This is a genomic window from Buchnera aphidicola (Pterocallis alni) (assembly GCF_964059075.1).
Taxonomy (GTDB): Bacteria; Pseudomonadota; Gammaproteobacteria; order Enterobacterales; family Enterobacteriaceae; genus Buchnera_L; species Buchnera_L aphidicola_AN.
In genome coordinates, this window is record NZ_OZ060377.1 from 184,129 (window position 1) to 208,759 (window position 24,631).

Genomic DNA, 24,631 nt, shown 5'->3' on the forward strand with positions numbered 1-24,631 from the left:
ATCATATTACATGTGATTATTGATATCGTTTATTATATGCATAATAATTTTTTTTATATGTATAATGTGTTTGATATGAATATTTATTCTTTTTTGATATTCTACAGTATTATTTGTAATAGTATTACTATTAATAATAATGATATGAGGAATACCAATTAAATTAGTATCTGAAAATATGATATTTTTTCTTTCATTTCGATCCTCTAATAAAACATCTATATTTTTTTGTTTAAATTGATTATATAATTTTTCTGAAATAGTTTTAATTTTTGAACAGTGATGTATATTCATTGGTATAATAATTACTTGGAATGGAGCTATATTAATCGGCCAAATTATCCCCTTATTATCATGGTTTTGTTCAATAATTGATGCAATTAATCTAGTTACTCCAATACCATAACATCCCATATAGATAAAATTTTTTTTTTGATATTGAGTATTTATTTGAAAATTAATTATTTTAGAATATTTTTTTCCTATATTAAATATATGTCCTATTTCAATTGCATGATTAATATGTATTTTTTTTTTATATTTCTGATTTTTTAATGTAATAATATTTTTTATTTTTATTTTTTTAAATTTTTGATTTAGTATATGTTGTGGGAAAATAATATTATTAATAATTACAATAGGTATAATATTTTTTAAATACATTAAATGCGTATCTAAAATAAAAGGAATAGGAAAATTTATTTTTTCTGTATGATGAATTAAATTTTTTATTTCTTCTTTCTGGATAAACATCATTGGATTATGATCAGAATATATTGTTTTAATTTTATTGATATTTAATATATGATCATATCGAATTGCTAATCCAATTAATTGATTATTGTGTTTTATAAGAAATATTTTTATTATTTTTTGTGGATATTGCAAAATTATTTTTTTAATATGTTCTATTTTTATATTATTAGAAAAATTTTTATATATATATTTTTTTTGATTAAAAATATTTTTTTTTTTGTAAATTTTATTAATTTCATTAATGAGGTTGGTATTTTTTTTTTTTTGTTTTTCAAAAACTAATTTATCTTCTCCATTTTTTGAAAGCGCTTGAAATTCATGTGAATATTTACCTCCTATAAATCCTGAACTAGCTGGAATAGCATGAAAATTTAATTGCATTTTTTTAAAAATTTTTATATATGTTTTATACATTGTATGATAAGTATTTTCTAGACAATTTTTATTCATATGAAAGGAATATGCGTCTTTCATAATAAATTCTTTAGATCTTATAATTCCCGCTCTAGGTCTCATTTCATCTCGAAACTTTGATTGTATTTGATATAATAAAATAGGTAATTTTTTATATGAATTAATTTGCTTTTTAGCAAAATCGGTAATAATTTCTTCATATGTTGGACTTAAGATAAAACAATTATTATTTCGATCATATAATTTAATTAATTCTTTGCCATATTGATTAAAACGATTACTTTTATGCCATAAATCTTCATTTTGCATAATTGGAAAAAGTATTTCTAATCCCCCAATATTATTCATTTCGTATCTTATAATATGTTTGATCTTTTGTAACACTCTTAAACCAGTAGGTAACCAAATATATAAACCAGATGATATTTTACGTATTAAACCTGCTTGTAGCATTAATGTATGACTAATGCATTGTTTCGAATGTACAATGTGTTTATTAGTATATAGTAAGTATTTACTTGTGCGCATAATTTTATCTTATAGGGGAAAAATAATAAATAATAATTTATTATTATATTTAAGTGTAAAATTTATTAAATATTTTAAATAATATATTTTATAATTTGAAAGATGAATTTTTGGTAAAATCATATTAAGGATATATATTATGAATTTTTATGATAGTCAAGAAAAGACGGAATCTCCTACCTTATTTAAAATTCAACAAGCACAACAAAAAGGTTTTAAAAATTATTCATATGAATTACATGTTTTCTTAATTTTTTTACTAGGTGTCACTATATTATATATTTATAAAAAAAAAATTTTATCTTTTTTTTTGAGAATGATGTCATATCATTTTATTTTTAATCATTCTATTATTTATAATAATAATTATATTTCTATTATTTTATTGCATGAATTACATAAAGTGTTTTTTTTTTTATGTATTTTTTTTATGTTGGCATTGTTTTTAATAATTAGTGTAATATTTTGTTTAAATGGTTTTTATTTATATTTTATACCTTTACATTTACATTGGTCTAAAATAAATATAATTAATGGTATAAATAACATTTTTTCATATAATAGTTTTATTGAATCTATTCAAATGTTTATAAAGATATTAATATTTTTTTTAATTTTATGTATTTATTCTTTTTATTATGTTTATAAAATAAAATATTTTTTTACATTTTCTCCAATGTTAACTTTTAAATTTACATTTCATATGATGATGTTATTTATTTTTTTACTTTGTATAGGTTTTATTCCATGTATTATATTGAATATTATATGGAAAAATTTTATTTATTATAAAAATTTAAGAATGAGTATTCAAGAAATTAAAGATGAATATAAATTTATGGAAGGGAATTTTACAATGCAAAAAAAATCATATTATGAAAATAAATTTATATATAAGAAAAAGAATATAAAAAAAACATATTTAGCAAATAAAATTAATACAAATAAATATTGTAATATACAAAATAAGTTTAAATAGTTTTCAGGAAATATATTTTTATCAACAAAAAAATATTTTATTTTTATGATTTTTTTATATTAATGCAAGATATTATAATTGTTTTGATATATTAAATATTTAATATTTCATTATATACAATATATTATGTTGTATAGTTAGCAATGAATAAATAATTATCATATACTATATATATGTATATAATATATTAGTTATATTGCATATTTATCAATAATACAAATAAAAATTATTTTAATATATTTTAAATGTGTGAATTATTTTTTTATAATAATTTATTTTTTATTAAGAGTATGTAATTATGCTATATTTAATATATTTATTGCAAATTAGCAGTTTTTTTAAAAGAATAAAATGGAAAGGTTTCACTGGTCCAGTAATTATTTTAATTATTTTGTTTATGATGATTTTACCTTTGTCATCTTTTATTTTAGATATTTTTTTTACCTTTAATATTGTCATTTCTATAATAATATTATTAGTTGCAATGTTTATTCGTAATACGTTAGAATTTTCAGTGTTTCCAACTGTTGTATTGTTTGCAACATTATTTAGATTATCATTGAATATAGCTTCAACGAGAGTAATTTTATTAAATGGTCATGTTGGAACATTTGCCGCTGGGCATGTAGTAGAGGCTTTTGGTCATTTTTTAGTAGGGGGAGATCTTTCTATTGGAATCATATTATTTTCTATATTAGTTATTATAAACTTTATAGTAATTACTAAGGGGGCTGGAAGAATTGCAGAAGTAGGAGCTCGATTTGCTTTAGATGGTATGCATACTAAACAAATGTCTATTGATTCTGATTTTAATGCTGGATTAATCAATGATCAAAAAGCTCGAATCCTACGATCTGAAGTGGCGCAAGAATCAGATTTTTATGGTTCGATGGATGGAGCAAGTAAATTCGTTAGAGGTGATGCTATTGCTGGGATTTTAATTATGATTATTAATATTATAGGAGGTTTAATTATTGGAATATTTAAATATAACATGCAATTATATGAAGCAAGTAGGGTATATACTTTATTAACTATTGGAGATGGTTTAGTTGCTCAAATACCAGCTTTGGTTATTTCAACAGCGACTGGTGTAATCGTAACTAGAGTTAATACTAATCAGAATGTCAGTGAACAAATTATTAATCAAATGTTTTACAATCCTCAAGTTATATTTTTAACTGGATTAGTTTTAGGTATTTTGGGTTTAATGCCTGGAATGCCAAATAGTATATTTTTGTTTTTTACATGTTCATTATTAATTATTGCTTATTTCTTATATAATTTACAAAATGAAAAAGTTAATGTTTCTATTACCCAATCTTACATGGACAAATTGAATAATCAATATGTTGATGATTTATCTTGGAATGATGTTGAGTTGGAAGATTTTATAAGGTTAGAAATTGGAAATTTTTTAGGTCCTATGTTAAGTTTAGAAAATAATAATAATTTATTTTATCAAATTTCAATTATTCGAAGTAATTTTGCGAAAAAAAATGGATTTTTACCTCCTATTATTTATGTTAAACATAAAAATCAATCTTTGAATTCAAAGTATAAAATTTTTATTAAAGGGGTTGAATATGGTAGTGGACAAGTTATGATGAATAAATTAATAGCTATTCGTACAAAGGATACGTTAAAAGATTTACCATATCCAAAAGTTACCGAACCAGTATTTCAATTACCCGCATATTGGATTAATTATGAAGATCAAGCATATGTTAAAAAGCAAAAATATAACATTATACATCCTGAATCGGTGATTATAACACACATAGATTATTTAATGTTGTTAAACTTAAAAAATTTATTTGGAAGACAGCAGGCTAAACAATTATTAGATTATATATTATCTAAAATACCTAAATTAGTTGAGGAATTAACCCCTAACTGTATTAGTTTAACATGTTTTCATAAAGTTTTACGTAATTTATTGTCGGAAAATATTCCTATTCGTGATGTTAATACTATTATAGAAACATTAATAGAATATGCTCCCATGAATTATAATTATAATGAATTAACTAGTTTAGTTCGTTTGTCTCTTAGTAAGTTAATTACTCAAACCTTTTTTTACAAACAAAATAAAGTATGTGTGATTGGTTTATCTAAAACTTTAGAGATAAGATTAACAAATATTGTTCAATCTGGTAAAAATGTTATTGATTCTAAATTAAGAAAAATAATTTTACAAAATACTAAAAAAGCTATTAATAGACAAAAAGAGATGAATCTTCCAATTGTTTTATTAGTAAAACATATTTTACGTTTTTTTATATTTTCGTTTATTAGAAAATATTTTTCTGAATTAATTATATTATCTAAATTAGAAATATCATATAAAAAAACCATTATTATACAAAATATTATTGATTGTGATAATTAAACTTACATATATTTTAGTATAGGTATTCCTAGAATATTTAATCCTGTCTTTATTATTTGACCTATAATATAAGATAGTTTTAAACGACTTTTTTTTACTTTAATTATTTTAGAGTATATAATAGGATATTTTTCATATAAAATAGAAAATAAAGAAGATAAATTAAATAAGTATTCACATAATATATGCGGAGTTCCTGTTTTTGAAACATATTTGATTATTTCTTGAAATTGAAAAATTTTAATAGATAATAGAATTTCTATTTTTTTTTTTAGAATTATTTTGTTGTTTATAAATTTGATATGTACATGTGATTTTTTAATTATGGATTGAATTCTAGTATATGTATATTGTATATAAGGAGCTGTATTTCCATTAAAAGATATCATTTTATCCCAATTAAATATGTAGTTTTTTTTTCTATTGTGAGATAAATCTGCATATTTAATCGCACTAATTCCAATAATTTTTGATAAATTCTTTATTTTTTTATTTCGGAAATTTGGATTTTTATTTTTTATAACATTTTTTGATTTTTTTATGGATTGATTAATTAATTGTTTTAATTTAATTAATTTACCTGATCTTGTTTGAAATGGTTTATTATTTTTTGATAATACCATGCCAAATGTATGATGTTCTAATATAGATTTTTTATGTATATATCCTGATTTTTGCGCAATAATTTGCAACTGTTTTATATGTTGTGTTTGTCTGATATCAGTATAGTAAATAATTTTATTGGCTTTTATTGTTTCTATCCTATATTTTAAACATGCTAAATCAATAGTGGAATATAAAAAATTATTATTTTTTTTAATAATCACACCCATTGATTTTCCTTCTTTATTTTTTATTTCATGGATATAAATAATAATTTTATTATTTTTTTCTATTGCTATTTTTTTTATTTGTAAATCTTGAATTAATTCGGGTATCATAGGAATATAAAAACTTTCTCCAAAAATATGTTGGTCTTCTAAAGTAATATTTAGCAACTTATATATTTTTTTATTTGCTTCCATGGTGGTATGAATAATTTTTTTCCATATATAAGTATATTTTTGGTTTTTATTTTTTAAATATATTAAACATTGTTTAGATTTTTCTTGAAACAATAGATTTTTTTTGTATATTTCTTTAGATTTTTTATAGCATTTTTCTATTTCTGGCAGTGAAATTTTTTTTATTTGATTGTATGAATATTTCTCTTTAATAAATTGTATTAACATACCAAATGGCTTTCCCCAGTCTCCAATATGATTCATTCTTATTACATTATGACCTACAAATTCTAGAATTCTAGCCATGACATCCCCTAGAATCGTAGAACGTAGATGTCCAACATGCATTTCTTTTGCCATATTAGGGGATGAATAATCAATTACAATTTTTTGAGGTTTTGTAGTTATAGTACCAAAGTTTTTATCATGAATAATTTTTTCTATATTTCTTGTTAACCATATTTCATTTAAAAAAATATTAATAAATCCTGGATTACAAAATCTGATTTTTTTAAATAAAAAGTATGATTGTAAATCAAACATAATTACTTTAGATAATTTCAGTACATTAATATTTAAATTTTTTGCAATTTTAATTATACCATTGATTTGATAATGACTAATATTTTGTTTTTTTGTTAAATATATGAAAGATATTTCTGATTCAGGAATATTATTTTTTAGTGCAGATTTTTTTATATATTGTAGTATTATAGATTGAAGAGTCATATTATTCTCTACATGAATTATTATTTTTATTAAATATTATAATCATTTTTCATGCGTATAACAATTAAAGTATTTTATATAATTATAAAGGAAATAAATAATCTTTCTTAAAATTAAAATTTTTATTTATGATAAACATAAAAAATATGTTGACATTTTTTTATAATGTTGTAATATGTATGTATAGTATGTAGTTGAGTACGCTCTTTTAAAATTAATCAAATAATTTGTGTGAGCACAAAAAATTAATAGCCAATTATTCTTTCTTATATAAAAGAATATATGCTTTAAATATTTAAAACACTATTTATATTGTTATATATAATAGTTATAACTGAAGAGTTTGATCATGGCTCAGATTGAACGCTGGCGGCAAGCTTAACACATGCAAGTCGAGCGGCAGCGAAAGAAAGTTTACTTTCTTGGCGGCGAGCGGCGAACGGGTGAGTAATATCTGGGGATCTGCCTAAAAGAGGGGGATAACTACTGGAAACGGTAGCTAATACCGCATAATGTTTTTTAAACCAAAGTAGGGGATTCATTTTTTGAACCTTACACTTTTAGATGAACCCAGACGAGATTAGCTTGATGGTAGGGTAAAGGCCTACCATGGCAATGATCTCTAGCTGGTCTGAGAGGATAACCAGCCACACTGGAACTGAGACACGGTCCAGACTCCTACGGGAGGCAGCAGTGGGGAATCTTGCACAATGGGCGCAAGCCTGATGCAGCTATGCCGCGTGTATGAAGAAGGCCCTAGGGTTGTAAAGTACTTTCGTCAGGAAAGAAAAGAAAATAACTAATAATTATTTTCCGTGACGTTACCTGAAAAAGAAGCACCGGCTAACTCCGTGCCAGCAGCCGCGGTAATACGGGGGGTGCTAGCGTTAATCAGAATTACTGGGCGTAAAGAGCACGTAGGTGGTTTATTAAGTTAGATGTGAAATCCCTGAGCTTAACTTAGGAACTGCATTTAAAACTAATAATCTAGAGTATCGTAGAGGGAGGTAGAATTCCAGGTGTAGCGGTGAAATGCGTAGATATCTGGAGGAATACCCGTGGCGAAAGCGACCTCCTGGGCGAATACTGACACTGAGGTGCGAAAGCGTGGGTAGCAAACAGGATTAGATACCCTGGTAGTCCATGCCGTAAACGATGTCGACTTGGAGGTTGTCTCCTTGAGAGATGGCTTCCGAAGCTAACGCATTAAGTCGACCGCCTGGGAAGTACGGTCGCAAGGCTAAAACTCAAATGAATTGACGGGGGCCCGCACAAGCGGTGGAGCATGTGGTTTAATTCGATGCAACGCGAAAAACCTTACCTGGTCTTGACATCCATAGAATCTCTTAGAAATAAGAGAGTGCCTTTTGGAGCTATGAGACAGGTGCTGCATGGCTGTCGTCAGCTCGTGTTGTGAAATGTTGGGTTAAGTCCCGCAACGAGCGCAACCCCTATCCTTTTTTGCCATCGGTACGGCCGGGAACTAAAAGGAGACTGCCGGTTATAAACCGGAGGAAGGTGGGGATGACGTCAAGTCATCATGGCCCTTATGACCAGGGCTACACACGTGCTACAATGATATATACAAAGGGAAGCAACTCTGTAAAGACAAGCAAATCTCACAAAGTATATCTTAGTTCGGACTGGAGTCTGCAACTCGACTCCACGAAGTCGGAATCGCTAGTAATCGTGAATCAGAATGTCACGGTGAATACGTTCCCGGGCCTTGTACACACCGCCCGTCACACCATGGAAGTGAGTTGCAAAAGAAGTAAGTAGTTTAACCTGCAAAGGAGAACGCTTACCACTTTGTGGTTCATAACTGGGGTGAAGTCGTAACAAGGTAACTGTAGGGGAACCTGCGGTTGGATCACCTCCTTAAAATAATGCTTTTAATTTTTTTAATCAGTGCTCACATAAATTAGTTGATTAATTTTTTAGAGGCTTGTAGCTCAGTTGGTTAGAGCGCACCCCTGATAAGGGTGAGGTCGGTGGTTCAAATCCACTCAGGCCTAAAATACCATACTGGGGCTATAGCTCAGCTGGGAGAGCGCCTGCCTTGCACGCAGGAGGTCAGCGGTTCAATCCCGCTTAGCTCCATTTATTATGATTTCATATTAATTTATACTAATTGAAAATTAATTGTTAATATTACAAGTCTTAAAAAAATATGATCGACCATAAAAAATATTTTGATCGGAAAATTGCAATTGATATAGAAACAACAGGAATGAATAAGTTAGGTAAAATATACCAAGGACATAGAATAATAGAAATTGGTTGTATTGAAATATTAAATAGAGAATTAACTGGAAATAATTTTCATGTATATATAAATCCAAATCAAAATATTGATAAAGAAGCTTTAAAAATTCACAGAATATCTAGAAAATTTTTAAGTAATCAGCCCGATTTTAGTTGTATATATAAAAGTTTTATAAAATATGTAGGTCATTCAGAAATTATAGTACACAATGCGAATTTTGATATTAGTTTTATAAATTATGAATTAAAAAAATTAAAAAAAAATATAAAAAAAATATCTGATTTTTGTAAAATAACTGATACATTAAAAATGGCTAGAATATTATATCCAGGAAAAAAAAATAATTTACACGCTTTGTGTAAAAGATATAATATTAATATAAATCAAAAAAAATTGCATAGTGCTTTATTTGATGCTCATATTTTAGCTAAATTATATTTATTAATGACTAGTAAACAAAAAAGAATTATATTTGAAGAATTAGAAAATACATTTTCAAATAAATTTTTTAATAAAAATGGTATAGAAAAAAAAGAAAAATTAATAATTATTCCAGCAAATAAAAAAGAATTGAATGAACATAATTTATATTTAAAAAATATGAAAAAAAAAAATATTTGTTTGTGGAATAATTAAGTAAATATAATAATATTATCAATTTAAATTGGTGCGGTAGTTCAGTTGGTTAGAATATCGGCCTGTCACGCCGGAGGTCACGGGTTCGAGCCCCGTCCGCACCGAATAAAAACGATATATAATACAAAAAAATTTTTAAAAAAAAAATTTATTTTATATTATATATTAAAATTATTAAAATTATTAAAATAATTAGGAAATTTTATGAGTAGAAGACATATTGTTACTTGGGACATGTTGCAAATTTATACTAAAAAATTAGCATATGAAATATATGCAATAAAAAAATGGAAAAATATTATAGCAGTTAGTAGAGGAGGTTTAGTACCTTGTGCTTTATTAGCAAGAGAGTTAAGTATAAGAAATATTGATACAATATGTATTTCTAGTTATAATTATACAACTTTCAAAAAAATTAAAATTATTAAAAAAACAAAGATATCTGATGAAAATACTATCATTATCGATGATTTAGTCGATACGGGTGGTACAGCTGCAGTAATTAAAAAAATGTATCCTAAAACATATTTTGTAACTATTTTTGCAAAACCCCGTGGTAAGAATTTAGTAGACAAATATATTATAGATATACCTCAAGATGTATGGATTGAACAACCCTGGGATATGGAAATAACTTATCATACCCCATTAATATCAGAATCTGAAATTGTATAAATAAATTTTACATGCAATTAAGATAAAAATATTATATTATAATAAAAATATTTATATAAACATACTGGTTTATTATGACAATTAATGACATAAAAAATATAAAATGTAAGATTATAAAAGAAAGAAAAAATATATCTTTATTAAAAAAAAAAAAAAAAAAATATATAAAAGATATTTTTTATAGAATAAAAAAAGATATGAATAACATAAATAAATATTATTTATCTGATATAATTAAATCCATATTACCTAGTATAGATAGCTTAGAAAAAGCAATAGAATTATCTATAAAAGATGCACATGTAATTGAAATAAATGAAAAATTAAAAAAAATTATTAAATCTTTTATAAATTTATTTAAATTATATCACATAGATACAATAGATAAAATTCATGTTAATTTTGATCCAAGTATACATCAAGCAATATCTTTATTATATGTAAAAAATATTCAATCAAATTATGTTGTTAATGTATTACAAAAAGGATATAAATTACATAATCGTTTATTAAGACCAGCTATGGTAATAGTATCACAATAAATTAATCATATAAGGTATGATAGAAAATTAAAATTGATAAAAAATATATTATTATTAAAAATAAAAAAGCATATCATAATTTTTTTATTTATAAAATATTTGAAGCAGGATTAGTATTAAAAGGTTGGGAAGTAAAATCATTAAGAAAAAAAAAAGTAAATATTAGTAATGGCTATTTGTGTTTTAAAAATAATGAATTATATATTATTAATTTAAATATCGAACCAATAAATAGAAATAATAATACCATAGAATATAAAAATATAAGAAATATTAAAATTTTGTTAAAAAAAAATGAAATAAATTTTTTATATGGAAAATATAAAACGCAAGGTTATGCTTTAATAGCAATTTGTTTATATTGGAAATTATCATTTTGTAAATTACAAATAGCAATTGCAAAAGGTAAAAATACATATGATAAAAGAATGCATAAGAAAAAACAAGAATGGGAAATACAAAAAAAACAAATTTTAAAAAAAAATATAAAGTAAAATATTTACAATGAATTTACAGGATAGAATATGGATGCAATATGCTTTAATATTAGCTGATGAAGCGAAATATTATGGAGAAGTACCAGTAGGTGCTATTTTGATATTTGATAACAGAATTATTGGATCTGGTTTTAATTCTTGTATTAACAACCATGATCCAACAGCACACGCAGAAATAATAGCATTAAAAGAAGGTGGGAAAATTGTAAAAAATTACAGATTACTAAATACTACACTATATGTAACATTAGAACCTTGTATCATGTGTTTAGGAGCCATTTTAAATAGTAGAATTAAAAGGTTAGTAATAGGAACAAAATATAACAGTCAAAAAAAAAAAAATATGAAATATTAAATATATTAAAAATAATTAAAAAAAAAATGAAAATGGATGAATCTATTTCATTAAAAAATTGTATAAATATTATAAAAAATTTTTTTAAATTAAAAAGATATTAACAATACTTTTGATACTAAATTATTTTAATATAGTAATTGCTAAAATATATTTTTTTTCATCTGTTATACTAACATAAATATATTTTTTTTTTAACAAAAAAATAATATTTTTCATATGATCTAAAAAATGAATAATAGGTTTTCCTATATTATTATTTAATAATTCAAAATCTTTAAATTTTATATTATTTTTAATACCTGTACCTAAAGATTTTGATATAGATTCCTTAACTGCAAATCGTTTTGATATAAAAGATATTTTATCCACGCTTTTATCAAATAATATTACCTCATTTTTTGATAAAATTCTATTAACTAACTTATTACCAAATTTTTTAAATATTTTTTTTATACGATATCTACATACGATATCAATACCTATTCCATAATTATTCATATCTATATTTTTTTTCTTACCCATATGTATAAATTTACTTCTTGCTCAAGATATTTTTTTATATCATTTCTAGCTAATAAATTTCCTTGTTTTATTTTTTTACCTTTTACACCAATAATGATTTTTTTATGTTTATCTTTTTGTACAAAAATGGTTGCAAATATGTTGCATATACCTAATCTATTTACTTTATAAGAATCAATTTTTATTTGTATCAAATATGGTAATTCATGATGTAATAATCTTATAAATTTTTCACGAATAATTTCGGAAATCATAAATATTTTAGATACATTAGTAGTATAATTAGATGGAAATACATGAGGTCCGGAAGGGATATTTTTTTTTATTATTTCTAATAATATATTTATATTTTCTCCTGTTTTAGCAGATAGGGGAAGTATCGAAATAAATTGATATTTCTTTCTTACCCATTGTATAAATGGTAATAAAATAGTTTTTTTTTTTATAAAATCAATTTTATTAATTATTAAAATAGTTGGTATATTGTACTTTTTTATTTTTTTTAAACATAAATCATCTAATTGATTCCATATAGTTTTATTAATCATAAAAATTATTAGATTTAAATGATAATTGTGATATAAAATTGTTTTATTACAATTAATACCATATGTATTTTGTAATCCAGGAGTATCAATATATATTAATTGATATTGCAGAATATTTTTTACCCCTATAATATTTTTTATTGTAGTACCTGATTTATGTGAAGTAATAGAAATTTTTTTACCAATTATTTTATTTAATAAAGTAGATTTACCAACATTTGTTTTTCCAATCAATCCAATATACCCACAATAAGTTAAACATTTTTTCATGTTATACCTAATTTCATTAGTGCTTGTAAAGCAGCATGTTGCTCAGCTTTTCTTCGACTTGATCCAATTCCGATTAAAATATCTTGCATATCTATAATTTCACATTGTGTTGTAAATAACTGATTATGTGATTCACCATATACTTGAATAATATCATATTCTGGTAATGGTAAATGTTTAGATTGTAAATATTCTTGTAACCTCGTTTTTGCATCTTTTTGAGTATCCCCTGGACTAATCATTTTTAACCTTTTATTATACCAATTCAATATCAATTTTTCCGTAATTAATATGTTACTATCTAAAAAAATACTTCCAATTAAAGCTTCTACTGTATTAGCTAAAATAGACTCTCTTTTAGAACCTCCACTTTTTAATTCTCCAGGTCCTAATATCAAATACTTACCTAATTGAAACTCAAATGCAATTTGTGCTAATGTATTTCCTCTCACTAATGTGGCACGCATTCTACTCATATCTCCTTCATTAATATTAGGAAAATATTTATATAATGCATGAGCAATAACAAAACTTAAAATAGAATCACCTAAGAATTCTAATCTTTCATTATGATTCATACTAGCACTACGATGAGTTAAAGCCCTCTTTAAAAGTTTTTTTTGTACAAAAATATATCCCAAAATTTTTTGTAATTTGTCAAGCACAATATAATTCGCTTTTTAAATATTTCTTTCATTTATTAATATATTTTACTTGTTCTATACACATTTATTCCAATAGGCCAGGGTTTTTGATTTGGATCAACACTTAAAAAGATATATTCTACTTTTCCAATAATGTTTTTTTCTGATATACATCCAAAAGATCGACTATCGAAACTATTATCTCTATTATCCCCCATAACAAAATATTCATCTTTAGGAACGGTACATTTATTTAAATTTTTCGATATATTATCATTATTTTTTAATATATTTGGTTTATTATTATATATTAAAATATCATGTTTATGATGATTTAAATTTTCTTGTACAATACTAATATCATATTTTTCAGATTCGTTTTTTTGACTTAACCTCAACATGTTAATTATTTTTTGTTTTAGTATATTATTATGCACAAAGTGATCAGTTTCTTTAAAATCATAACTAATAAAAATTTTATTATTACTAATTCTAGAACTATTAGAACTGTTATAGATAGTAACAATTTTATTAATCTCATCATACATCAATTGATCTCCTGGTATACCAATAATTCTTTTAACATAGTATTTATTAGGATATTTGGGATTTTGAAAAACAACTAAATCTCCTCTTTTTGGATGGTGAAATGTTATAAATTGTACATTATTTAATGGATTTACTAATCCATAAAAGAATTTTTTTACTAAAATGTAATCACCAGGTAATAAAGCTGGAATCATAGACTGAGAAGGAATATAAAATGGTTCATAAATAAAGGATCTAATAATAAATACTACAAATAATACAGGAAAAAATGATCCTATAAATTTAAATATTGTAGAAACAAAACCTTGTTTGTTTTTATTAAAATAATTAATATCTTTTAATTCTTTTTTCTTTTTAAAAATATTGATAATTTTTCCACTGAACCAAATCACCCCTGTAAAACATACAGCACCAGATAAAATATTGATAAAAGTATTATGCATGGTATTAATCCTTGTATTATAATAGTATTATTTATGAGATATGATAGAAAAAAATGTTTCTTTAGGTATAGTAATATTACCAATTTTTTTCATTTTTTTTTTACCAATTTTTTGTTTATGTAATAATTTTTTTTTTCTGCTAACATCTCCACCATAGCATTTTGATAATACATTTTTTCTTAACTGTTTAATATTAGTTCTAGCAATAATATTATTACCTACAGCTGCTTGTATAGAAATATTAAATTGATGTCTTGGTATAAATTTTTTAATTTTTTCTATTACTTGCCTTGCTTTATAATATATATTATCTTTATGTAAAAATAAAGAAAAAGAATCAATTTTTTCTGAATTAATTAATATATTTAAACAAACTATATCAGTTTTTTTAAAACATAAAAAATTATATTCTAAAGATGCATATCCACTAGAAATTGATTTCAGTTCATCAAAAAAATTTATTATAATTTCTGACATAGGAATTTCATATTTTAATAACACCTGATGTTCGTGGTAAATAATATTATTTTGTATACCTCTCTTTTGTAAACATAACTTAATAATTTTACCAATATATTGTGAAGGTGTCAAAATATTACATGCAGCAATAGGTTCTCTAAATTCTTTAATTTTTTTAATTTTTTCTATTTTTGATGGATTATTTAAATATATAAGCTGATTATCCATGGTTTGAATTTCATAAATTACAGTAGGAGCAGTAGAAATAATATTTAAATTATATTCTCGTTCTAGTCTTTCTTGCACAATTTCCATATGTAATAATCCTAAAAAACCACACTTAAATCCAAAACCTAATGAAGAGGATGTTTCTCTCTCATAATATAATGCAGAGTCATTTAATTGTAATTTACTTAATGCAATTCTGAACATATCATATTGTTCTGAATCTAATGGATATAAACTAGCAAATATTTTAGAATTTACTTTTTTAAAACCTTCAATTACTTTATTAGTAGGATTAATATATGAAGTCAATGTATCTCCTACAGAAAAAGATTTAATATTTTTTGTACCACATGCAATCCAACCAACTTGACCAAATTGTAAATATTTTTTATTTTTAGATTTTGGGGTAAAAATACCCATTTTATTTACTGTATATTTTTTTTTTGTACTAAGCATTTGTATTTGATCACCTGTTTTTATAATACCATTTCTTATACGAATTAAAGAAATAATACCTAAATAGTTATCAAACCAGGAATCTATAATTAATGCTTGTAATTTAGAATTTATAGAACCTTTTGGTGCTGGAATATGTGTAATAATTTTTTTTAATATATTTTCTACTCCTAACCCTGTTTTAGCAGAACATGTTAAAATATTTTCAGTAGATAATCCAATTATATCTTTTATTTCTTTTATAACTTTTTTAGTATTAGAGTTTGGTAAATCAATTTTATTTAATATAGGGATCACAATCAGATTCATATTTAATGCCATTTGACAAGTAGCTAATGTTTGAGCTTCTACACCTTGACATGCATCAATAACTAATAATGCCCCTTCACATGCACTTAAAGAACGAGAAACTTCATACGTAAAATCTACGTGCCCTGGTGTATCAATAAAATTTAAATAAAATTTTTGTTTATTAAAAATATATTTAATAGTTACACTTTGCGCTTTAATTGTAATACCTCTTTCTTTTTCTATATCCATCGAATCTAACACCTGATTAAACATTTCTCGTTTACTTAAACCACCACAAATTTGAATAAATCTATCAGAAAGGGTAGATTTTCCATGATCAATATGAGCAATAATAGAAAAATTTCTTATAGAATTAATGTTTTTCATTTTTTATTTATCATCAAATATTTTCATACATATTTTATATTAATGTAATATTTTATAATATTTATATAATATACTATAATTTATTATAATAAATATATTTATTGATTGAAATCAATAAAAATTTTCATATAATTTAAGTTCATATAAAATGTTATTATATCATGAAAAAAATAAATTTAAAAAAGTAATTGTAGCCATGTCTGGTGGAGTTGATTCTTCAGTTTGCGCTTATCTATTATTGCAACAAGGATATCAAGTAGAAGGTATGTTTATGAAAAACTGGGAAGAAGACGATAAATTTAACTATTGCGCTTCAGAACAAGATTTAAAAGATGCGAGAGAGGTGGCAAAAAAAATAGGAATATACCTACATGAAGTAAATTTTTCTACAGAATATTGGAATGATGTTTTTAAAAATTTCTTATTGGAACATCAAAAAGGAAACACTCCCAATCCTGATATTTTATGTAATAAAAAAATAAAATTTGGCATTTTTTTTGATTTTGCAATCAATCATTTACAAGCGGATTATATTGCAACTGGACATTATGTTCAAATACAATCTTTAAATAATCAAAATATGTTAATACGTGGGAAAGATTGTAATAAAGATCAAAGTTATTTTTTATACACTTTGAAACATCAAAAATTAAAAAAAATATTATTTCCAATAGGAAAATTTTACAAAACCGAAATACGTAGTATAGCAAAAAAAATTCACCTACCTAATGCGAATAAACCTGATTCCATGGGTATTTGTTTTATTGGTGAATCAAATATGAAACAATTCTTAAATCGTTTTATTAAACAAAAAAAAGGTAATATAGTAGATGAATATGGTTGTATTATTGGAACTCATACCGGTTTAATAAATTATACAATTGGGCAAAGAAAAGGTCTAGGTATTGGTGGAAAAAATCATAAAAAGAATATTCCTTGGTATGTATTAAAAAAAAACTTAATAAACAATTCCTTAACTGTAGTGCAAGGAATAAATAATCATCAATTATTATCTTATGGATTAATTGCACATAATGTCAATTGGATTAATAAAATTAATATTAGTAATAATTTTTTTTGTACTGCTAAAACAAGATATCGTCAAAATGATATTCCTTGTCAAGTACAATTAATTACATTAAAAACTATACAAATTATTTTTCAAATGCCAGTATTTTGTATCACTCCAGGTCAATCAGTGGTGTTATATTCCTATCAAGTATGTTTAGGTGGAGGTATTATTCAAAAAATAATTCCTAAACTTTATATATAATATTAATATATTTCATACTAATATCACATGCATAATATTCAGAGATAAAAAAATGAATTATTCTGACCTGTTAGCCATATCTCCTATTGATGGAAGATATAAACAAAAAACATTCATGTTGAAAAATATATTTAGCGAATATGCATTTTTTAAATTTAGAATTACAATAGAAATTGCATGGTTGCAAAAGTTATCCTTAACATCACATATTACAGAATTACCTGCTTTTAATGCTAAAATTAACAATATGTTAAATAATATTATAAAAAATTTAAACTATCACGATATAAAACAAATTAAACTAATTGAAAAAAAAACCAACCATGATGTTAAATCAATTGAATATTTTTTGCAAAAAAAAATATATGTTAATTTATTTAATTCACATATCATTAATTTTATTCATTTTGCTTGTACTTCAGAAGATATTAATAATTTAGCATATGCATATATGGTTAAAAAAACCAGATGCAAGATACTAATACCGTTGTGGAAACAAATGACCTTGAAAATTAAAAATATTAGTCATTTATTAAAAAATATTAATATGTTATCACGTACACATGGGCAACCGGCTACTCCAACTACCATGGGTAAAGAAATGATTAATTTTTATTATCGTTTAAATCGTCAATTAATACAATTACAATATATCAGTATATTAGGTAAAATAAATGGTGCTACAGGAAATTATAATGCACATTATGCTAGTTATCCTACAATTAATTGGAATAAAATAAGTCAGGAGTTTATTTTATCTTTTGGTATACAATGGAATGCATATACTACACAAATTGAACCCCATGATTATTTATCTGAGTTATTTAGTTGTATATTTAGATTTAATATTATATTAATAAATTTTAGCCAAGACATTTGGAACTATATTGCATTAAATTATTTTAAACAAAAAAAGATAAATCAAGAAGTAGGATCTTCTACTATGCCTCATAAAATTAATCCTATTAATTTTGAAAATGCAGAAGGCAATTTAGGATTATCAAATGCAATAATATATTATATGAACACTAAACTCCCTATTTCAAGATATCAGCGTGATTTAAGTGATTCCACAGTATTAAGAAACATTGGTGTAGTAATTAGTTATGCAGTTATTGCATATCAATCTATATTATCTGGGATAAAAAAAATTAGCATTAATATAAAATATATGATACTAGATTTAAATAAACAATGGCAATTACTAGCCGAACCTATTCAAACCATTATGCGAAAATATAACATATCTAATGCATATGAACAATTAAAACTAATCACTAGAGGTAAAAATGTTAATATACAAAATATACATCATTACATTGATTCGTTAAATATTCCTCTATATGAAAAAAAAAAATTAAAAAAAATTACCCCTACAAATTATTTAGGTTATTCGCAATATATAATAAAAAATTTGTGTAATTAATATTTCATTATTTATAATTATTACAGATATATAATTATTTGATAAAGGTTTAATATGCATATATTACAAAATAAAAAAATTTTAGTAACTGGAGTATTAAATAAATGGTCTATTTCATACGGTATAGCTCAATCATTATATGAACAAGGTGCATCATTAGCTTTTACATGTATAAATAAAAAAAATAAAAAAAAAATACAAAAAATTGCTAAACAATTTAATTCTGATATTGTTATTACTTGTAATTTATTTAAAAATCATAATATGAAAAAATTATTTTTTAATTTATCTAAATATTGGAATAAATTTGATGGATTTGTACATTCTCTAGCATACGCATCTAATATACAATTGCAACACAATTATATTAAAATAATAAATAAGCATGATTTCAATACTTCACATAATATTACTTCATATAGTTTAATCTCTATGATTAAAGAATGCAAAAATAAATTAAATAAAAAATCTTCTATAGTAACTTTAACTTATTTAGGATCCAATGTTGTAATACCGTATTATAATATTATGGGGTTGGCAAAAGCATCTTTAGAATCAAATGTTCGTTATATCGCTAATCTCATTGGAATAGATCAAATTAGAATTAATGCTATTTCAGCTGGAGTAATAAAAACTACTTCTTCTTATAATCTTCCTAACTTAAATAAAATATTATCTTATACTAAAAAATATTCTCCCATTAGAAGATTAATTACTATTAAAGAAATTGGTAATACTGCTGCATTTTTATTTTCAAATTTATCTAGTGGTATTACTGGACAGATTATATTTGTTGATGGGGGTTTGAGTATATCGAATATGAATCATCTATATTGAATGTTATATAATATATAATATAAATATAATGTATTATATATTACCATTTTGTTAAAAATTATTTATTAATTTTTAAAATATATTATATATTACAAAAATAAAATAATCAATTATATAAAAGAATATTATATACGTTTTTTATTAAACAATTTATTTATTAAAAAAATCGAAATCTAAAATTATTAATATTATTACATATAATATAAAAGTAAATTATTAAATATTCCATTACATATTTTATTACTATTTCTTAATTGATAATATCAAACATATAAAATATACTTAAAAAATAGTATTTTATATACATTAAATAAAAAAATAATATAAATGTTATAATGATATTATATACATATTAATTCATATAAATTAGGTATTAAAATTATTATGTAAAAATTATTAATATATAAATCAATTATTAAAAAATTTATATATAATATATTTATAAACAAATATATTATAATATTATATTAATATAATTAATATTTTTTTTGGAGATTCAGTGGAACATTTAAAATTAGATTTTTCGATATATATAAATTTTTTTTCAGAATTATTTGCATTAATTAATCCAATAGGTATGATTCCTATTTTTATTGCTATGACACAATTTGAATCTAGTCAAGAAAGAAAAAAAATTAATATTATTTCAAATCTGGCAGCATCTATTATCTTAATTTTATCATTATGGTTCGGTAATATTTTTTTACATTGTTTTGGAATTTCTATAGAATCTTTTCGTATCGCTGGAGGAATATTAATTGCAAGTATTGCTTTATGTATGATTAATGGTACTTTAATGAATACTATCACAAAAAAAAATAAAAAAAAAACACTTTGTAGCATAGAAAATATTAGTGTTGTACCATTAGCAACACCTTTAATTGCGGGTCCGGGAGCTATTAGTTCAACTATAATTTGGAGCACACAACATGCAAATTATATAAATTTATTAATTTGTAGTATAATAATATTATTATTTTCTATATTATGTTATATTTTATTCCAAATTGCACCTTATATTATAAATTTTTTTCAACCTTCCAGAATAAATATTTTAACAAAAATTATGGGATTGTTATTAATGTCCATAGGTATTGAATTTATCATTACTAGTATTAAATCAATTTTTATTCAATTAATATAAAAGTTATATAAAATATTATTGTAAATATTTATATATCAATTATGAACTTATATAAAGTGATAAAAATTTGAAAAAAAAATATATTATAATGCGAAATTTAGGATTATCATATTGGAATAATATTTATTATAATATGAATATTTTCACTAAAAATAGAAAAAAATGTACCATAAATGAAATTTGGTTTTTGGAACACTATCCAATATTCACAACAGGACAAACAGAAAGTAATAATAAATTATTATATATTAATAATATTCCAATTATGAATGCGAACCGAGGTGGTAAAATAACATATCACGGTCCAGGACAACAGATAATATATTTATTATTTAATCTAAAAGAAATGAAAATAAATATAAAAAAATTATTATATTTAATTGATCAAATTATATTAAGCACATTATATTATTTTTGTTGTTTAGGGCATAAAAAATTTATTAATCCTGGTATTTATATACAAAATAAAAAAATATGTTCTATTGCTTTGAGAATTAAAAAAATATTTTGTTTACATGGATTGGCATTAAATATCATGACTAATTTAACACCATTTAAATATATTTCCCCTTGTGGAAATAATAAAATTAAAATGGATAACATTTCTACTTTTATTAAAAATATTACATTATATAAAATGAAAAATATTTTAATAAAAAAATTTTTATATTTTTTAAATCAAAATGCATTTATTTATTATTAATTTTTATATCTATATAATATTTATGTATATATTATAATAATATTAATATAATTTATTGTACAAAATACATATGATACGTAATATACAAGATAAAAAATTTTTATTCCAAAATAATAGTATAATCAAAAAAAATACTTTAAATAAACCCAATTGGATAAAAATAAAATTACCTACTTCTTCTGCAAAAATTCATCAATTAAAAAAAATATTACGTAAAAACTCTTTACATACTGTATGCGAAGAAGCATTATGCCCAAATTTAACAGAATGTTTTAATAATAAAACGGCAACATTTATGATTCTCGGTAACATATGTACTAGAAAATGTCCATATTGTAATGTTACGAAAGGTAGACCAAATACTGTTGACCCTTTAGAACCTATTCATTTATCTAATACAGTATTTGAAATGGGTATTAAATATATAGTTATTACTTCTGTAAATAGGGATGATCTAAAAGATGGAGGCGCTATACAATTTAGTAATTGTATTAAAGAATTACGTCACAAAAAAGAAATTAAAATAGAAATATTAGTACCAGATTTTAGAAACTCTATCCAACAATCTATTCAAATTATTTCACAAAATCCTCCTGATGTATTTAACCATAATTTAGAAAATGTACCTAGATTATATAATTTAATTCGACCTGGAGCTAATTATTATAATTCTTTAAAGTTATTACGTGATTTTAAAAAATATAACCCTACTATTCCTACTAAATCAGGATTAATGTTAGGATTAGGAGAAACAAATCAAGAAATTATGATGGTGTTAAAAGATTTACGAGCAAATAAAGTGGATATGTTAACATTAGGACAATATTTACAGCCAAGTAAAAATCATATACCAGTTAAAAAATATTTTACTCCACAAGAATTTGAACATTTTCGAAAAGAAGCGTTATCTTTAGGATTCAAGCATGCGCTATGTGGACCATTAGTTCGATCATCCTATCAAGCACATATTCAACAAAATTAAAATCATTTTATACATTTAGGATATTTATGAATCAAATTAATACATTTAAAAAAACAAAAATTATTATCGCTTTAGATTATCCTGATGTTAAATCTGCTATGCAATTAATATTTCAATTAGATCCTACGATATATAAATTAAAAATTGGACAAGAAATGTTTATTCGATTTGGAAAAAAATTTATACATCAATTAAAAAGTTTAAATTTTGATATTTTTTTAGATTTAAAATTTCATGATATTCCAAGTACTATTTTTAAATCTGTTTATGCTGCATCAGAATTAGGAGTATGGATGATTAGCCTACATGCATGTGGTGGTATTAAAATGATGCAATATGCTAAAAAAGCAATAAAAAATTGTAATCAACCCCTTCCGTTATTAGTTGCTGTGACTGCTTTAACTAGTTTTTCTATTAATCACCTTCAAAAGATTGGTGTTACAGTTAGTTTAAAAGAATATATTCTACAATTATCAAAAATAATACAATTATCTAAATTAGATGGGATAATATGTCCGGGAGTTATGTCTAATGTAATTAAAAATACCATAGACTACTCTATAAAAACAATTGTTCCTGGAATTAGATTTAAAAATCATATTTCTCATGATCAAAAAATAATCACTACCCCTCAAAATATTAAGAAATATAACATTAATTATATTGTCGTTGGTAGAACAATAACGCAATCTACAAATCCATTAAAAAAATTAAATAATATATTAAACTATATATAATATACTTATTAAATATTATTTAATTGAGTGAATATGAAAATTAAACTTATACAACAAGCTAAGTTACCTACACCTTGGGGTGAATTTATAATTATTGGTTTTGAGGAAACACTGAAAGAAAAAAATCATATTGCATTAATTTATGGTAATTTAAATCATAAAAAACCAATTTTAGTTAGAATTCATTCAGAATGTTTAACTGGAGATGCTTTATTTAGTTTACGATGTGATTGTGGATTTCAATTAAAAAATGCTTTAATGATGATTGCCGAACAAGGAAATGGAATATTAATATATCATAGACAAGAAGGTAGAAATATCGGATTATTAAATAAAATTAAAGCTTATAATTTACAAGATTGTGGTTTAGATACTGTAGAAGCAAATCATAAATTAGGATTTTCTTCTGATGAAAGAGATTTTATGATTTGTGCAAATATATTAAAATTAATGAATGTTTATACAATTAATTTACTAACTAATAATCCTTTAAAAATTACCATGTTAAATAAATACGGTATTAAAATTATTGATAGAATTAATATGAATATTCAACAAAATGATCAAAATACTAAATACTTAAATACTAAAAAAAATAAAATGGGACATTTAATACATAACATAAAATAATATTTTATAAAAAATATAAAATAATAATATAACAATTATATTAAAAAATAAAAAATTATTATATTATTAATGTTCATTTTAACGCAGTAATATTATGTAAATATTATAAATGATCTTTTTTATTATGCAAATAACTTATACAGGTAAATAGTACATAAATTAATATAGCAAATAATATAATTTTATAAAATATATTACAATATAAATTGTATATTAAAAATAATAAATGTAAAGAAATTAATGTTAATATCGTATTTATTAAAAAAATAAAATTTTTACACAATGTAAATACAAACATGGTCATCATCAATACTACTAATAGAAAA

The 24,631-nt window shown here is 23.0% G+C and carries 21 protein-coding genes, 3 tRNA genes, 1 rRNA gene and 1 pseudogene; 19 read left to right on the plus strand and 7 right to left on the minus strand.

What is annotated here, in order from left to right; all coding sequences use genetic code 11:
• Nucleotides 1–6: 6 nt before the first annotated feature.
• Entirely contained in the window at nucleotides 7–1,698 is a 1,692-nt protein-coding gene (locus tag AB4W54_RS00815; protein ID WP_367674590.1) for a proline--tRNA ligase, read from the minus strand.
• Nucleotides 1,699–1,837: 139 nt separating this feature from the next.
• On the opposite strand from AB4W54_RS00815, the gene AB4W54_RS00820 reads away from it, so the two are divergent.
• Complete coding sequence (locus tag AB4W54_RS00820; RefSeq protein ID WP_367674591.1) at nucleotides 1,838–2,677, plus strand: EscU/YscU/HrcU family type III secretion system export apparatus switch protein; 840 nt, start codon at nucleotides 1,838–1,840, stop codon at nucleotides 2,675–2,677.
• A gap of 298 nt (nucleotides 2,678–2,975) precedes the next feature.
• Entirely contained in the window at nucleotides 2,976–5,069 is a 2,094-nt protein-coding gene (locus AB4W54_RS00825) for an FHIPEP family type III secretion protein (RefSeq protein ID WP_367674592.1), read from the plus strand.
• A 2-nt stretch (nucleotides 5,070–5,071) separates the two neighbouring features.
• On the opposite strand, the gene argS is transcribed toward AB4W54_RS00825, so the two are convergent.
• The gene (gene argS, locus AB4W54_RS00830; protein ID WP_367674593.1) at nucleotides 5,072–6,802 is read right to left on the minus strand and encodes an arginine--tRNA ligase; all 1,731 of its coding nucleotides are present in this window, start codon (nucleotides 6,800–6,802) and stop codon (nucleotides 5,072–5,074) included.
• Between the two features lie 331 nt (nucleotides 6,803–7,133).
• On the opposite strand from argS, the gene AB4W54_RS00835 reads away from it, so the two are divergent.
• The 9 genes and pseudogenes from AB4W54_RS00835 to tadA all read left to right on the plus strand — a co-directional run.
• Nucleotides 7,134–8,683: ribosomal RNA gene (locus AB4W54_RS00835) — 16S ribosomal RNA — on the plus strand.
• A gap of 60 nt (nucleotides 8,684–8,743) precedes the next feature.
• Nucleotides 8,744–8,817 (plus strand) — tRNA-Ile (locus AB4W54_RS00840).
• A 12-nt stretch (nucleotides 8,818–8,829) separates the two neighbouring features.
• A tRNA-Ala gene (locus AB4W54_RS00845) sits at nucleotides 8,830–8,902 on the plus strand.
• Between the two features lie 70 nt (nucleotides 8,903–8,972).
• Nucleotides 8,973–9,704, plus strand: coding sequence for a DNA polymerase III subunit epsilon (gene dnaQ, locus AB4W54_RS00850; RefSeq protein WP_367674594.1), 732 nt, complete (start codon nucleotides 8,973–8,975; stop codon nucleotides 9,702–9,704).
• 30 nt (nucleotides 9,705–9,734) lie between these two features.
• A tRNA-Asp gene (locus tag AB4W54_RS00855) sits at nucleotides 9,735–9,808 on the plus strand.
• Nucleotides 9,809–9,908: 100 nt separating this feature from the next.
• Nucleotides 9,909–10,379, plus strand: coding sequence for a xanthine phosphoribosyltransferase (gene gpt / locus AB4W54_RS00860; protein ID WP_367674595.1), 471 nt, complete (start codon nucleotides 9,909–9,911; stop codon nucleotides 10,377–10,379).
• Nucleotides 10,380–10,453: 74 nt separating this feature from the next.
• Entirely contained in the window at nucleotides 10,454–10,921 is a 468-nt protein-coding gene (locus tag AB4W54_RS00865; RefSeq protein ID WP_367674596.1) for a nucleotide exchange factor GrpE, read from the plus strand.
• 50 nt (nucleotides 10,922–10,971) lie between these two features.
• The gene (smpB, locus tag AB4W54_RS00870; protein ID WP_367674620.1) at nucleotides 10,972–11,415 is read left to right on the plus strand and encodes an SsrA-binding protein SmpB; all 444 of its coding nucleotides are present in this window, start codon (nucleotides 10,972–10,974) and stop codon (nucleotides 11,413–11,415) included.
• A gap of 10 nt (nucleotides 11,416–11,425) precedes the next feature.
• Nucleotides 11,426–11,752: pseudogene (gene tadA / locus AB4W54_RS00875) on the plus strand (tRNA adenosine(34) deaminase TadA); the annotation flags it as partial.
• A gap of 144 nt (nucleotides 11,753–11,896) precedes the next feature.
• Here the strand turns inward: tadA and acpS are convergent.
• From acpS to lepA, 5 genes are read right to left on the minus strand one after another with little or no spacing between them, the layout of a single operon-like run.
• Nucleotides 11,897–12,298, minus strand: a complete 402-nt coding sequence (gene acpS / locus AB4W54_RS00880; RefSeq protein ID WP_367674597.1) for a holo-ACP synthase — start codon at nucleotides 12,296–12,298, stop codon at nucleotides 11,897–11,899.
• On the minus strand, nucleotides 12,277–13,116 hold the full coding sequence (era, locus tag AB4W54_RS00885) for a GTPase Era (RefSeq protein ID WP_367674598.1): 840 nt from the start codon (nucleotides 13,114–13,116) through the stop codon (nucleotides 12,277–12,279). Before era ends, acpS begins: the two co-directional genes overlap by 22 nt.
• Nucleotides 13,113–13,784 (minus strand): ribonuclease III, encoded by a 672-nt coding sequence (gene rnc / locus AB4W54_RS00890; protein WP_367674621.1) that lies wholly within the window; start codon nucleotides 13,782–13,784, stop codon nucleotides 13,113–13,115. The genes era and rnc overlap by 4 nt, the downstream gene beginning before the upstream one ends.
• Before the next feature lie 32 nt (nucleotides 13,785–13,816).
• Complete coding sequence (gene lepB, locus AB4W54_RS00895; RefSeq protein WP_367674599.1) at nucleotides 13,817–14,752, minus strand: signal peptidase I; 936 nt, start codon at nucleotides 14,750–14,752, stop codon at nucleotides 13,817–13,819.
• A gap of 27 nt (nucleotides 14,753–14,779) precedes the next feature.
• Nucleotides 14,780–16,573 carry a translation elongation factor 4 gene (gene lepA, locus AB4W54_RS00900; RefSeq protein ID WP_367674600.1) on the minus strand — a complete coding sequence of 598 codons (1,794 nt, stop codon included), beginning with the start codon at nucleotides 16,571–16,573 and terminating at the stop codon, nucleotides 14,780–14,782.
• 148 nt (nucleotides 16,574–16,721) lie between these two features.
• Between lepA and mnmA the strand changes: the two genes are divergently transcribed.
• From mnmA to ribA, 8 genes are all read left to right on the plus strand, one after another.
• Nucleotides 16,722–17,846 carry a tRNA 2-thiouridine(34) synthase MnmA gene (gene mnmA, locus AB4W54_RS00905; protein ID WP_367674601.1) on the plus strand — a complete coding sequence of 375 codons (1,125 nt, stop codon included), beginning with the start codon at nucleotides 16,722–16,724 and terminating at the stop codon, nucleotides 17,844–17,846.
• Between the two features lie 52 nt (nucleotides 17,847–17,898).
• Entirely contained in the window at nucleotides 17,899–19,272 is a 1,374-nt protein-coding gene (purB, locus tag AB4W54_RS00910) for an adenylosuccinate lyase (RefSeq protein ID WP_367674602.1), read from the plus strand.
• A 54-nt stretch (nucleotides 19,273–19,326) separates the two neighbouring features.
• Entirely contained in the window at nucleotides 19,327–20,109 is a 783-nt protein-coding gene (locus tag AB4W54_RS00915; RefSeq protein ID WP_367674603.1) for an enoyl-ACP reductase, read from the plus strand.
• A gap of 499 nt (nucleotides 20,110–20,608) precedes the next feature.
• Nucleotides 20,609–21,253 (plus strand): YchE family NAAT transporter, encoded by a 645-nt coding sequence (locus tag AB4W54_RS00920; RefSeq protein ID WP_367674604.1) that lies wholly within the window; start codon nucleotides 20,609–20,611, stop codon nucleotides 21,251–21,253.
• Nucleotides 21,254–21,320: 67 nt separating this feature from the next.
• Nucleotides 21,321–21,956 carry a lipoyl(octanoyl) transferase LipB gene (gene lipB / locus AB4W54_RS00925; RefSeq protein ID WP_367674605.1) on the plus strand — a complete coding sequence of 212 codons (636 nt, stop codon included), beginning with the start codon at nucleotides 21,321–21,323 and terminating at the stop codon, nucleotides 21,954–21,956.
• 70 nt (nucleotides 21,957–22,026) lie between these two features.
• On the plus strand, nucleotides 22,027–22,938 hold the full coding sequence (lipA, locus tag AB4W54_RS00930) for a lipoyl synthase (protein WP_367674606.1): 912 nt from the start codon (nucleotides 22,027–22,029) through the stop codon (nucleotides 22,936–22,938).
• 26 nt (nucleotides 22,939–22,964) lie between these two features.
• Nucleotides 22,965–23,675, plus strand: coding sequence for an orotidine-5'-phosphate decarboxylase (gene pyrF, locus AB4W54_RS00935; RefSeq protein WP_367674607.1), 711 nt, complete (start codon nucleotides 22,965–22,967; stop codon nucleotides 23,673–23,675).
• Between the two features lie 33 nt (nucleotides 23,676–23,708).
• A complete protein-coding gene (gene ribA / locus AB4W54_RS00940) occupies nucleotides 23,709–24,305 on the plus strand; it encodes a GTP cyclohydrolase II (protein ID WP_367674608.1) in 597 nt (198 codons plus the stop codon).
• The last annotated feature ends 326 nt before the right edge of the window (nucleotides 24,306–24,631 follow it).